We start from the raw sequence: 11785 nt of genomic DNA, 5'->3' as shown, positions 1-11785 counted from the left end.
TATAGGTCATAGCGCATTTTCCTTTGGCGAGAAAGATGCCTACTATAGCAACTGGCCGCCTTTCTTAGAAATTGCACTTATTAGGCGAATCCAAGAAATAATATAATTATTTAATTTAATGATTCAGTATACGCAATGGAGTGAAAATTTCATCGTGGAGGTAAAGGAGAGCGGAGAGCCCCCCGGGAGCATAGATAACGATATGTTTTTAAAAACAGTGACCAGAGTGGGCGAACGCAGCCAGAAAACCAACAAAGAGGCAGTTTGAAAGACGAAGTGTATAGAAAAAATCACCCCATTTTCGTCCCAATAATCCCCATTACAATCACAACACACGCCAATAACCGCATCTTATTGAAAGGCTCACGCAGAATAACCACTGACAATAACATGGCAAACAATACGCTGGTTTCTCGCAATGCCGCAACCAGAACGATAGGGGCATGACTCATTGCCCAAATGACAATTCCATAACTCAAAAACTGCATTAGCCCACCGAGAAATCCTGGCTTCCAATATTGGCGGATACTTTTTCCGGCGGTACTCCCATACTTGAGATACATAATGACACCCATTACCCAGCCATTAATCGCAAACAACCAAAAAATATAGGTTAATGCATTATCGCTGACACGGGCGCCGGCACCATCAGACAAGGTATAACAGGCAGTAAATACGGAAGTTGTTATTGCAGCCAATAATGTTTTTCTATCCAGCCGAAGGGATTTTTTCCCTTGCGGAAATGCAATTAACATGACCCCCACTATAATTAAACCGACGCCCAGAAGCGCAAAAGGCGACAACACCTCCTGCAAAATCAGCCAACTCAGTAAGGCAGTAATTAATGGCGCACACCCTCTGGCAATAGGGTAAACCTGACTTAAATCTCCTGTCGCATAAGAGCGGCTTAAAAATAAGCAATAACCGATATGAAAAACAGCGGATAATATTAACCACGGCAGAGAGGAAGGCGTCGGTAATCCAACCCAGAATAACCCGAATGTTGGAATTATGCCGGAAAAAAAGACAAGAATAGAAATACCCAAAAAACGATCAGCACTAATTTTTACTAACGCATTCCAACTAGCATGTAACAGAGCAGCACCGAGAACGGAGAAGAAAATTAAGGTTGTCACAGAATATGTTACTCGCGTTATTAGCAAACAGGTAGTGAACGATTATTCACTGATCTTAGGTTATTTATCAAACTCTTTCACCTGACATAAGCATTAATTTCAAAGAGAAACAATTCGAAAATAGCGACAAAAATAGCACATATAACCTACTTTTTCCGATATCATAATTGTCATAACATTAGCCATTCGAACAATCTCATAGGTTATCTATTCATGACTGCAATCATTCGCCAATTTTTGAAGTTAGAGGCAGCAGGTGGAATTCTTCTCATCATTGCAGCCATTGTCGCCTTGATTATGGCGAATACGCCATTGCATGGCATTTACCATCAATTTCTCAATATTCCTGTTGCAGTGCAGTTCGCAACGTTAGAAATCAATAAACCATTATTGCTATGGATAAATGACGGGCTGATGGCCGTATTTTTCCTGATTGTCGGGCTGGAAGTGAAGCGTGAGCTTATGGAAGGTTCACTTGCAGGCCGCGACAAAGCCGTTTTTCCGGCCATTGCGGCGCTTGGGGGAATGCTGGCCCCGGCGCTGGTCTATTTGTTGTTTAATGGCAATGATGATATTGCGCGGCAAGGCTGGGCAATTCCCGCTGCAACGGATATCGCCTTTGCGCTTGGGATCATGGCCTTATTGGGAAAACGTGTTCCTACTGCGTTAAAGGTATTTTTGCTTGCGCTGGCAATCATTGATGATCTGGGTGTCATCGTCATTATCGCCTTGTTCTATACCAAAACGGTTTCTTTGGGGGCACTTGCTCTCGCCGCCGCCATGATCGCAATCTTGGCTTGGATGAACTGGAAAGGAGTCACTAAAACATCCGCTTATCTGGCTATTGGTGCCGTTTTGTGGGTTTGTATTTTGAAATCAGGGGTTCATGCCACACTGGCTGGCGTTATCGTTGGATTCCTGATCCCTTTGCGCGACAAAAAAGGCAATTCGCCTTCTGAAACATTAGAGCATGAGCTTCATCCGTGGGTCGCTTATGTGATTCTGCCCTTGTTTGCCTTCGCCAATGCGGGTGTCTCATTGCAAGGCGTCACTTTGGATGGCTTAACAGGCATGCTGCCAGTAGGCATTGCGCTTGGCCTGTTTATTGGCAAGCCTCTGGGAATCTTCCTGTTTAGCTGGGCTTCGGTAAAACTTGGGATCGCCAAATTACCGGAAAGAATTGGCATGACACAAATCTTCGCCGTTTCCGTCCTTTGTGGGATCGGTTTTACCATGTCTATTTTTATCTCTGGTCTGGCGTTTGAAGGACTAAATGACGACTTTGGCACCTACTCCCGCTTGGGCATATTAATTGGCTCAACAACTGCCGCCATCGTCGGTTATGGGTTATTAAACATACTATTACCGAAGAGAAAAACGTAGCCAAACGCCAATTAATCGATTAATTTAAGTACAGATTAATAAGTAATTTCCGAATTAACTCATCTCATTAGTATTCGCGGCACAACATTGATAACTGCTGTGCCGCGAAATTTTATCTCAATAAAAAATAGGAGAACGCCACAACTTGGCGGCCTGAAATATACGGTCACGTCTATCTTCACAAAGATATGTGGCAAGACAAGGATAAAAATATGCGGGTTTCACATTTAAACTTTAACCACCTTTATTATTTTTGGCATGTTTGCAAGGAAGGCTCTGTTGTCGGTGCAGCAGAAGCACTTTACCTGACGCCGCAGACGATCACCGGGCAGATCAAAGCGCTGGAAGAACGTCTGGGTGGTAAATTATTCAAACGTCAAGGAAGGGGCTTGGTGCCTTCTGAATTAGGACAACTGATTTTCCGTTACGCGGACAAAATGTTTACTCTCAGCCAAGAGATGCTGGATATTGTCACTTACAGTCGGGAATCAAATTTATTGTTTGATGTCGGTGTTGCGGATGCGCTTTCCAAGCGGTTAGTCAGCAAAGTGTTAGAAACCGCCGTTGTCGAACATGAAAAAATTCACCTGCGCTGTTTTGAATCAACGCATGAAATGCTGCTTGAGCAACTCAGCCAACATAAGCTGGATATGATCCTGTCCGACTGCCCCGTGGATTCTTCTCAGCAGGAAGGCTTGTTCTCCGTCAAATTGGGGGAATGCAAAATCAGTTTTTACTGTCGCCAGCCCATTCCGGAAAAACCGTTTCCCGAATGTTTGGAAGAGCGTCGTTTGCTGATCCCCGGGCGCCGCTCCATGCTGGGCCGGAAGCTACTGACATGGATCCGCAATAAAAACCTTCAGGTTGAAGTCTTGGGCGAATTTGACGATGCGGCACTGATGAAAGCATTTGGCATGTACCACAATGCCATTTTTATCGCACCTTCCTTTTACGCCAATGATATTTTCGCCGATAGCGATATTGTTGAAATAGGTCGGTTGGATAGCGTACAAGAAGAGTATTATGTCATTTTTGCTGAACGCATGATCCAGCATCCGGCAGTGCAGCGAGTGTGCAACAAAGATTTCTCTGATTTATTTAATTCGCCGTCAAAAAGCCATCCTGAAAAATTCCGTTAAGGTTATTATCCCCGTCAGTTCACATCGTTGCCAGTACTGCGGGGATTATATTAGAGGCCCCGCCTTTGGCTGTTCAAATTCGTTCCCGACGAATTTGTCACTCCCTGACAGCCTTGATGCAACTCGAATTGTATAGAACATCTGTTAAAACTTAATGCACAAAAACAGCAGATACAAAAAAACCGGCATAAAGCCGGTTTTTTTAGCATACCAAAACAATAATTACATTGCTTTGATTTGCGCTGCCAGAGCAGATTTATGACGTGCTGCTTTATTTTTGTGGATCAGACCCTTGCAGGCGTGACGATCAACAATTGGTTGCATGTCATTGAATGCGTTCTGTGCAGCTTCTTTATCGCCAGCAGCGATGGCCGCGTATACTTTCTTGATAAAAGTACGCACCATAGAACGACGGCTTGCATTGTGCTGACGGCGTTTCTCAGACTGTACGGCGCGTTTCTTAGCTGATTTGATATTAGCCAAGGTCCAACTCCCAAATATATTCTATCGAGGACAATTCAAAGGCCGAGGAATATGCCTGTTCAGCCTTCTTTTGTCAATGGATTTGTGCAAATAAGCGTCGTTGTACGGCGACGCTGCTTACGTTGTGATGGGGCGGGATTTTATCAGCTTACTGAAAGGGAATACAGTCTTTCGCAATAAAAAAACAGAATGAATCTCAGAGAAATGCAATAAATTAAAGATTTTTCGGGCATCTGGCCTATTTTTATTGTATGAATCAGGTTATTAATTAAAACCCTTTGTGATAGTGGGTTAACCTTGTGCGTTGTACAAGGTATAATCCGGTAATTTCCACAGTATTGAGCCAGCTATGGAGCTAATTCGCGGTATACACAATATTCGGTCGCGTCACCATGGTTGCGTGCTGACGATTGGTAATTTTGATGGTGTCCATCGTGGGCACCAATCGTTATTAAAACACTTGAAGCAAGAAGGGCAGCGTCTCGGGTTACCGACAATGGTCATGATCTTCGAACCGCAGCCTTTGGAAGTTTTTGTGGCAGATAAAGCACCAGCCCGTCTGACGAGGCTGAGAGATAAAATAAAATATCTGGCCCAAAACGGTGTTGATTATCTGTTGTGCGTGAAATTTGACAAACATTTTGCATCCAACTCACCCGGAGCCTTTGTTTCCCAGTTGCTCGTAGAAAAGCTGGGTGTTAAGTTTCTGACAGTTGGAGATGATTTCCGCTTTGGTCAAAATCGCCTCGGGAATTTCCAATTTTTGCAACAAGCGGGTAAGCAATACAACTTCGATGTCGCCAGCACAGACAGCTTTTGTGACAGTGGTCTTCGGATCAGCAGCACAGCCATTCGTCAGGCATTGCAAGAAGATGATCTGGCCTTGGCAGAAACATTATTGGGGCATCCCTATAGCATTAGCGGCAGAGTCGTTCACGGTAATCAATTGGGACGTACCATCGGCTTCCCCACAGCCAATTTACCGTTGAAACGTTTGGTTGCGCCAGTTAAAGGCGTCTACGCTGTCGAAGTCCATGGACTGGGCGATAAACCTTTGCCGGGCGTTGCGAACATAGGCAACCGCCCTACAGTTGAGGGCCAAGGCCAGCAACTTGAAGTGCATTTGATTGATACCCAAATGGATTTGTATGGGCGTCATATTAATGTGGAACTACGCAAAAAATTGCGTGATGAACAACGATTTGCTTCGCTTGATGCACTTAAACAGCAAATCGCAAAAGATGTGGTTGCCGCAAGGAATTACCTCTTGCAGCAATCCGAGTCATGTATCTAATATCCAATAGTTTTCAAGTTGTGGTGCAACGGTAAGTGAATGAATCCAACCAACAGGCAACAACTTGAAAAACGAAGGATGAAGCGGAAAATTGGAACTGAGAACCTATAATGAGTGACTATAAAGACACCCTGAACTTACCGGAAACAGGGTTTCCCATGCGCGGGGATTTAGCCAAGCGCGAACCAGATATGTTGAAACGTTGGTACAAAGAAGGTTTGTATCAAGCAATCAGAAAAGCAAAGTCTGGCAAGAAGACGTTTATTTTGCATGATGGCCCTCCTTATGCAAACGGCAATATTCATATTGGTCACTCAGTTAATAAAATTCTCAAAGATATTGTTGTTAAATCTAAGGGGTTGTCAGGATTTGACTCGCCTTACATTCCCGGTTGGGACTGCCACGGTCTGCCTATTGAGCTTAAGGTTGAGCAAATTATCGGCAAACCGGGGGAAAAATTTTCCGCCGCTGAATTCCGTGCAGAGTGCCGCAAATATGCCATGACTCAGGTTGAAGCACAGAAAGAAGATTTCAAACGTCTGGGCGTGCTGGGCGATTGGGATAAGCCTTATCTGACAATGGATTTCAAAACAGAAGCCGATATCATCCGTGCCCTGGGTCGCATTATCAACAATGGTCATTTGCTGAAAGGCGTGAAGCCTGTTCACTGGTGTACTGACTGTGGTTCCTCCCTTGCCGAAGCGGAAGTGGAATACTACGACAAAACCTCGCCTTCCATTGATGTGAGTTTCCAAGCTGTTGATGCTGACGCCGTGTATGCCAAATTTGATGTGCAACCTCAAGGGCTGCCAGTATCTTTGGTTATCTGGACGACCACACCGTGGACATTGCCTGCCAACCGCGCAATTTCACTGGGTGCAGAAATCGCTTACCAACTGGTTAAAGTGGACAACCAATGCCTGATTCTGGCGGCTGAATTGGTCGAGCAGGTTATGCAACGCGCGGGCATTACATCATGGCAAGTTGTCAGCGATTGTACTGGCGCGGCTCTGGAACTGATGCGTTTCAAACATCCATTCATGGATTACGACGTTCCTGCGATCCTCGGTGATCACGTTACGCTTGAAGCGGGTACCGGTGCAGTTCATACCGCAGGTGGCCACGGCCCGGACGACTACTCCATCAGTCTGAAATACGGCCTTGAGATAGCCAACCCTGTGGGGCCGAATGGCTGCTACATCTCTGGCACTTATCCGTCTCTGGATGGTATGTTTGTCTTCAAGGCGAACGATGTCATCGTTGAATTGCTGAAAGAAAAAGGCACATTGCTGAGTCTGCATAAAATCCAGCACAGCTATCCTTGCTGCTGGCGCCATAAAAAACCGATTATCTTCCGTGCTACGCCTCAGTGGTTCATCAGTATGGATAAAAACGGCCTGCGTGAACAGTCACTGAAAGAAATCAAAGATGTTCAGTGGATACCGGGCTGGGGACAGGCGCGTATCGAATCCATGGTAGAAAACCGCCCTGACTGGTGTATCTCCCGTCAGCGCACATGGGGCGTACCGATGTCTCTGTTTATTCATAAAGAGACTCAGGAACCGCATCCACGTACCGTCGAATTAATTGAAGAAGTCGCCAAGCGCGTTGAAATCGATGGCATTCAGGCGTGGTGGGATCTGGACGCAACAGAGTTGCTGGGTGATGAAGCCGCTGATTACATCAAGGCTCAGGATACACTGGATGTCTGGTTTGATTCAGGAAGTACCCATTCTTCTGTTGTTGATGCCCGTCCGGAATTCCACGGCAATTCTGCCGATATCTATCTGGAAGGCTCTGACCAGCACCGTGGTTGGTTCATGTCCTCACTGATGCTGTCTACCGCCATCAAAGGCAAAGCACCTTATCGCCAAGTTCTGACGCATGGTTTCACCGTTGATGAACAAGGCCGTAAAATGTCCAAGTCCATCGGCAACACAGTCAGCCCACAAGATGTCATGAACAAACTGGGCGCGGATATTCTGCGTTTATGGGTTGCTTCCACTGACTACAGCGGTGAAATCGCTGTTTCTGACGAAATCCTGAAACGTTCTGCGGATGCTTACCGCCGCATCCGCAATACCGCCCGCTTCCTGCTGGCCAACCTGAATGGCTTCAATCCAGATCTGCACATGGTCAAAGCCGAAGATATGGTTGTTCTGGATCGCTGGGCAGTCGGCCGCGCTCAAGCCGCACAAGCTGATATCCTCAAATTCTATGATGAATATGATTTCCACTCCGTGGTTCAGCGCTTAATGCAATTCTGTTCCGTGGAAATGGGCTCTTTCTATCTGGATATCATCAAAGATCGCCAATACACCGCGAAAGGTGACAGCCTTGCCCGCCGTAGCTGCCAGACTGCGTTATTCCATATCGCAGAAGCACTGGTTCGCTGGATGGCGCCAATTCTGTCGTTCACCGCCGACGAAATCTGGAAAGAATTGCCGGGTGAACGTGCTCAATATGTCTTTACCGAAGAGTGGTATGAAGGCCTGTTTGGTCTGGCAGATGACGAAGATATGAACGATACTTTCTGGGCAGATTTGCTGGCAGTACGCGGCGAAGTCAACAAAGTTCTGGAACAGGCTCGTGCAGATAAACATATCCGCAGCTCACTGGAAGCCGCTGTTACGCTTTATGCCGATGATGCGCTGGCAGAAAAACTGAACAAACTGTCCGATGAATTGCGTTTTGTCCTGTTGACCTCCCAGACAGACGTTGCGGCTTATGCCTCTGCGGGTGCCGATGCACAACAAAGCGAGCTTGCAGGATTGAAAGTTGCCTTCCGCAAAGCGGACGGAGAAAAATGCCCGCGTTGCTGGCATTATGCTACAAATGTGGGTCTGGTGGCGGAACATGCAGAACTTTGCGGCCGCTGTGTAACTAACGTTGCCGGTAACGGTGAAGAGCGTAAATTTGCCTGATGAATAAAGCCATTTGCTCCACTGGACTTCGCTGGCTTTGGCTGGTTGTCGTAGTATTGATATTGGATTTGGGAAGCAAGTACTTCGTGTTGCAACATTTCACGCTGTACGAATCCATCCCGTTGATACCTTATTTCAACCTGACTTATGCCCAGAACTTGGGAGCTGCTTTCAGTTTCCTGGCTGATAAAGGCGGTTGGCAACGCTGGTTCTTTGCATTGGTAGCACTAACCATCACTATCGTCTTGTTGATAATGATGTATCGTACAAACGCCAAGCAAAAACTCAGTAATATTGCCTATGCCTTAGTGATTGGTGGGGCATTGGGTAATTTGTTTGATCGGCTGGTACATGGCTTTGTCGTTGATTTCATCGACTTTTATGTCGGAGATTGGCACTGGCCAACCTTTAATATCGCAGATTCAGCGATTTGCATCGGAGCTGCTCTCATTATCATCGAGAGCTTCATCAGCCCGGATGACAAAAAAGAAGTACCGAAAACAAGCCATTCAAAGAAATAGTCATTCTAAAGAATGATAATAACCAGCCCCAGTTAACAAAACTGGGGCTGATAATTTAATACCGTATAACGGTATACTTGCAATCATTTTTTAAGCAAAAGGTCTGAGCAACATGTCAATGCAAGTGCAAGCGCACAGTGCTGTTTTATTACACTTCACGTTAAAGCTGGATGATGGCTCAACAGCGGATTCGACTTACAGTCAAGGCAAGCCCGCATTATTCCGCCTTGGTGATGGCAGCCTCTCTACCCCACTGGAACAGCAGCTTCTTGGATTGAAAGTTGGAGATAAACATCAGTTCACGCTGGCGGGAGAAGCCATTTTCGGCAAACACAACCCCGATTTGGTGCAGTACTTCACTCCCCGTGATTTTGCGGATGCCGGTACGCCAGAAGTTGGAACTATCATGTTATTTACAGCCATGAACGGCAGTGAAATGCCAGGTCTGGTCAAGGAAGTCGCTGAAGGCTCTATCACTGTTGATTTTAACCATCCACTGGCTGAACAAAACATCACTTTTGAGATTGAAGTGTTGGAAATTGACCCTCAGTTGGAGGAAACCCATGCAAATATTGCTGGCTAACCCTCGTGGTTTCTGTGCTGGTGTTGATCGTGCCATCAGCATTGTAGAGCGCGCATTAGAATTATATGGCGCTCCCATTTATGTTCGCCATGAAGTCGTACATAACCGTTATGTCGTGGATAATTTGAGAAAGCGTGGCGCGATTTTCATTGAAGAAATATCAGAAGTGCCGGATGGAGCCATCCTGATCTTTTCTGCTCATGGAGTCTCCCAAGCCATTCGTGCAGAAGCCCGCTCCCGTGATTTAACCATGCTGTTTGATGCGACTTGCCCATTGGTAACTAAAGTCCATATGGAAGTAGCGCGAGCAAGCCGAAAAGGTAAAGAAGCCATTCTCATAGGCCATGCCGGCCACCCCGAAGTGGAAGGCACAATGGGCCAATACAATAACCCTGAAGGTGGCATGTATTTGGTGGAATCACCAGAAGATGTGTGGAAGTTGCAAGTGAAGGATGAAAATAACCTTTGCTTTATGACACAAACAACTCTGTCTGTTGATGATACTTCAGAAGTGATTGATGCGCTTAATGCGAAATTTCCCAATATTGTCGGCCCACGCAAAGATGATATCTGCTATGCCACGACTAACCGTCAGGAAGCGGTTCGTGATTTAGCATCAGGTGCGGATGTTGTTTTAGTCGTCGGCTCGAAAAACTCGTCAAACTCAAATCGCTTGGCAGAGCTTGCCCAACGCGTCGGAAAACCCGCTTATTTAATTGACTCGGCTGACGATATTAAAGAAGAATGGATAACAGGTATCAGTGCCATCGGTGTCACTGCGGGAGCATCCGCGCCTGATATTCTGGTGCAGCAAGTTATCGAACGTTTGAAAACATTTGGCGCAGAAACCGTTAACGAACTGCATGGCCGTGAAGAAAATATTGTTTTCGAAGTGCCTAAAGAACTGCGGGTTGATGTGAAAGAAGTCAATTAACTCAAGCCAAATTTCAGCTCGGCTTTTTCAGGTTGGAAAGTGGAGTTAGCTTATCCTGACACTTTTTCTCATAACAAGCTGAGAATTCCTGAAATGGATAACCAATATACTCAATGGATTTCAAGATACAGCACGGCGGCAAGGGAATGACAAATTCGTCGAGAACGAATTTGAACAGCCAACGGCTGGCCTCTGGTGAGAGGCAGGAGCCTCTCATAATCCCCGGGAGCATAGATAACTATATGACCGGGGTGAGTGAACACAGCCAACAAAGCTGCAACTTGAAAGACGAAAGGTATAAGGCATCATATTTATTTAATAAACATACTTACCACCTATTAAAGTGCCACTGATAGCTTTCAGCAGGGTTTAGCCACATATGTTTATCATCTAATTTAGTAAATCCCAGTTTAATATAAAACCGCATAGTTCCTGATAACGGAGAAATTTTTAGCTTTCCCTTCAATGTTTCAATAATGAAGGACGATGAGTATTAAAAGACTTTGATCTGAATATCATTCCCTCCAATTTTAGAGGATTTCGTTTTATTTGTGTTGGAATAATATTTAAGTGTTTAGCTACCTGAATTACCTAGTGAACACCCAAATCAAAATCAGCAAGTTAGAATGATAACCCTCTTTCCCAAAAATTGGAGACCGTATTAAATACATTTCCATGCTTAGGCTGAAAAAGATGGCAATGATAAAAATACCATATCAAATACATATATGATCGAACTTGTAATATCTTCTTTTTCTGTATTAATAAGATTGATTTTTAGCCCGCCCACTAATGTATAGCCAACGAGTAAGGCTGCTGTATGGCAGCAAATACTGGATTGCAGCTCACCATATTCTTTAGCTTTACAAAAAAGAATAACAAGTAATTCTATTATACGAGAAAACCTTCCTTGCTGTAATGAAAGGAGTTTTTCATCACCTTGAGAAAAATCACACTGGTAAATAAGAGTTTCTAGCGAATAGCGCTTCGATACATCCGTTTGGACTTCATTCAAGTAGCCAATTAAACAAGAACGTATATTTGTAAGGATGTTTGAATCAAAAAAAACAATTTCTTCAAGTCGCTCTTGCAGAGTCCATTTACTCCGAGCAAGTAAAGCCTGTAAAATATCTGATTGGTCACGGAAATGCCAATAGATTGCGCCACGAGTGCAATTAGCTTTTTGAGCAATCATATTAAGCGTTGTTCCTCCAATACCTTTAGTGTTATAGCACCATTCAGCAGCATTAAGTATTTGTTCACGCGTTTCAAGTGCATCATTTTTAGTCTTCCTGGCCATAGTTATTTCGCCCATCTTTTTTATTTTTAGCTTAGATACATAATACTGATTGTTCATTCACTTTATGGTGTTGATATATTTGTCATAA

Annotated in this window: 11 protein-coding genes; 7 read left to right on the top strand and 4 right to left on the bottom strand. The window is 44.9% G+C overall.

Going from position 1 to position 11785, the window contains the following annotated elements:
* Positions 1-290: 290 nt before the first annotated feature.
* Positions 291-1136, bottom strand: a complete 846-nt coding sequence (locus BM100_RS17075) for a DMT family transporter (protein WP_092513131.1) — start codon at positions 1134-1136, stop codon at positions 291-293.
* A 213-nt stretch (positions 1137-1349) separates the two neighbouring features.
* Between BM100_RS17075 and nhaA the strand changes: the two genes are divergently transcribed.
* Positions 1350-2519 (top strand): Na+/H+ antiporter NhaA, encoded by a 1170-nt coding sequence (nhaA, locus tag BM100_RS17070; protein WP_092513129.1) that lies wholly within the window; start codon positions 1350-1352, stop codon positions 2517-2519.
* Between the two features lie 212 nt (positions 2520-2731).
* Positions 2732-3658, top strand: coding sequence for a transcriptional activator NhaR (gene nhaR / locus BM100_RS17065; protein WP_092513127.1), 927 nt, complete (start codon positions 2732-2734; stop codon positions 3656-3658).
* A gap of 222 nt (positions 3659-3880) precedes the next feature.
* On the opposite strand, the gene rpsT is transcribed toward nhaR, so the two are convergent.
* Entirely contained in the window at positions 3881-4141 is a 261-nt protein-coding gene (gene rpsT, locus BM100_RS17060; protein WP_092513125.1) for a 30S ribosomal protein S20, read from the bottom strand.
* 349 nt (positions 4142-4490) lie between these two features.
* Between rpsT and ribF the strand changes: the two genes are divergently transcribed.
* From ribF to ispH, 5 genes are all read left to right on the top strand, one after another.
* Complete coding sequence (gene ribF, locus BM100_RS17055) at positions 4491-5435, top strand: bifunctional riboflavin kinase/FAD synthetase (RefSeq protein WP_092513123.1); 945 nt, start codon at positions 4491-4493, stop codon at positions 5433-5435.
* A gap of 110 nt (positions 5436-5545) precedes the next feature.
* Positions 5546-8359: an isoleucine--tRNA ligase gene (ileS, locus tag BM100_RS17050; RefSeq protein ID WP_092513121.1), complete on the top strand. Its 2814-nt coding sequence runs from the start codon at positions 5546-5548 to the stop codon at positions 8357-8359.
* Entirely contained in the window at positions 8359-8880 is a 522-nt protein-coding gene (gene lspA / locus BM100_RS17045; protein WP_092513119.1) for a signal peptidase II, read from the top strand. Before ileS ends, lspA begins: the two co-directional genes overlap by 1 nt.
* 112 nt (positions 8881-8992) lie before the next feature.
* The gene (fkpB, locus tag BM100_RS17040; protein WP_092513117.1) at positions 8993-9463 is read left to right on the top strand and encodes an FKBP-type peptidyl-prolyl cis-trans isomerase; all 471 of its coding nucleotides are present in this window, start codon (positions 8993-8995) and stop codon (positions 9461-9463) included.
* Positions 9444-10397 carry a 4-hydroxy-3-methylbut-2-enyl diphosphate reductase gene (ispH, locus tag BM100_RS17035; RefSeq protein WP_092513115.1) on the top strand — a complete coding sequence of 318 codons (954 nt, stop codon included), beginning with the start codon at positions 9444-9446 and terminating at the stop codon, positions 10395-10397. The genes fkpB and ispH overlap by 20 nt, the downstream gene beginning before the upstream one ends.
* A 13-nt stretch (positions 10398-10410) precedes the next feature.
* Here ispH and BM100_RS23170 read toward each other — a convergent pair whose 3' ends face one another.
* Positions 10411-10614: a hypothetical protein gene (locus BM100_RS23170; RefSeq protein ID WP_169924780.1), complete on the bottom strand. Its 204-nt coding sequence runs from the start codon at positions 10612-10614 to the stop codon at positions 10411-10413.
* A 462-nt stretch (positions 10615-11076) separates the two neighbouring features.
* The gene (locus BM100_RS17030) at positions 11077-11697 is read right to left on the bottom strand and encodes a TetR family transcriptional regulator (protein WP_169924781.1); all 621 of its coding nucleotides are present in this window, start codon (positions 11695-11697) and stop codon (positions 11077-11079) included.
* Positions 11698-11785: the final 88 nt, after the last annotated feature.

It is taken from the genome of Xenorhabdus mauleonii, assembly GCF_900113945.1.
GTDB lineage: Bacteria > Pseudomonadota > Gammaproteobacteria > Enterobacterales > Enterobacteriaceae > Xenorhabdus > Xenorhabdus mauleonii.
The sequence above is the reverse complement of the archived record's forward strand: the minus strand, read 5'-3'. Positions and strand labels throughout refer to the sequence as shown.